Below are 1,435 nucleotides of genomic sequence, written 5' to 3'. Positions count from 1 at the left end.
GGAGCCGGGCGCATCGCCTGCGCACAGCCCGCCATGATACAGCTTGACCGTCAGGCCACGTCGCGCAGCAGGCTGCGGGCTTCGGTCAACAGCGGATCCTGCGACTGATCCACCACTTCCTGCAACAGTTCGCGCGCGCCTTCCTTGTCGCCGATTTCGATATAGGCCCTGGCCAGGTCGAACTTGATCTGCATGTCGCGGCCGCCATCGACGGCCTCCGCGGACAGCGTGCTGGGCGAAATGCCGCGCGCCGTGTCGAGTCCGCTCTCCGCGCTGGCGCGCGACAGGTCGATCGGCTCGGACAGCTTGCCGTCCCGCAGCATGGTGGGCGCCGGCAGCGGCACGCCATCCCCATGCCTGCCGCCGTCATGCGTATCGGCGAGCTTGACTGCCCCGGAGCCGCTCACGTCAAGCGGATTGAGATCGAGCGAAATGCCTGACATGTCGAAGTCGAGCGGCCGCCCACGCGTCGGCGTATCGAGCGCAGGTACATCCGATGCCGGCACATCCAGGTCGAAGCCGTCGTCCAGGCGGGTCGCCAGCACGGAAGGCTCTGCCCCGATATTGCCGAACATGCGTGCCGCGGACTCCGGGGCCGTGATCGGCGTACCGGCCGCGGGTGCCGGGAAACCATCGAGCGGCAGCGCCAGGTCGGCCAGATCGGGCAGGTCGGCCAGCGCGGCATCGCGCGGCGCCGCCGCCGGATCGTGCGAGGGATCGTGGGTGCGCCACTGATCGCCCGGCAGGGTCGTGGTGTCGCCGGAGGCCGCGTCGGGCGTCACGCTGAGGTACATGGCATTGCCCGGATCAAGGCGCCGCCCCATGTCTGCCGCCTGTGCCCACTCCGCCCCCTGTCCACCCGTCTGGGCGAACATTTCTTCTGCAATCACGCGAAAACCTTCCACATCCTGACGATTGTTGTAAATCTCCATGAGCTTCAGGCGGATCGCCTGGCGCCCAGGGTTTTGCTGCAAGGCTTCGCGCAGGATTTCCTCGGCCTGCACATCGCGCCCATAGGCGATATAGACATCGGCCTCGGCGATCGGATCGACCTCGTTGGCTTCCGGGGTATTGTTGCCAATCCGGAAATCGGCCCCGAACACGCTGTGCTGCGAGGTGTCGACGCTTTGCCCGCCCGCCGTGCCGAACAGCGAATTGCCGCCGGCCATCACGGTGCTTTCCTGCGACAGGATGCTGTCCTGGAAGCCGGCGCTCTCGCTGGCCTTCTGCTGCCGGCGACGGCGATAGATGGCGTAGCCGCCTAATAGCGCAATCAGCAGGCCGCCACCGGGCAGCAGCATCGGGTTGGCCTGCAGATCCTCCAGGAAGGACGGCTGCGCCACCGGCTGGGGTTGCGTCACCAGCGGCGCGCGCTTGGCCGCGGGCGCTGAAGCAGCAGCGGGCCTGGCGGCGGTAACGGCGGTATCCGCGCTCG

Annotated in this window: 1 protein-coding gene; it reads right to left on the bottom strand. The window is 67.7% G+C overall.

Going from position 1 to position 1,435, the window contains the following annotated elements; genetic code table 11:
- Positions 1-50: 50 nt before the first annotated feature.
- Positions 51-1,435: FimV/HubP family polar landmark protein (locus P3W85_RS14025; protein ID WP_276265227.1), on the bottom strand; the 1,385-nt coding region annotated here is incomplete at its 5' end.

Origin of the sequence: Cupriavidus basilensis (genome assembly GCF_029335485.1) — a bacterium.
In the GTDB taxonomy this organism is placed as follows: Bacteria; Pseudomonadota; Gammaproteobacteria; order Burkholderiales; family Burkholderiaceae; genus Cupriavidus; species Cupriavidus basilensis_E.
The sequence above is the reverse complement of the archived record's forward strand: the minus strand, read 5'-3'. Positions and strand labels throughout refer to the sequence as shown.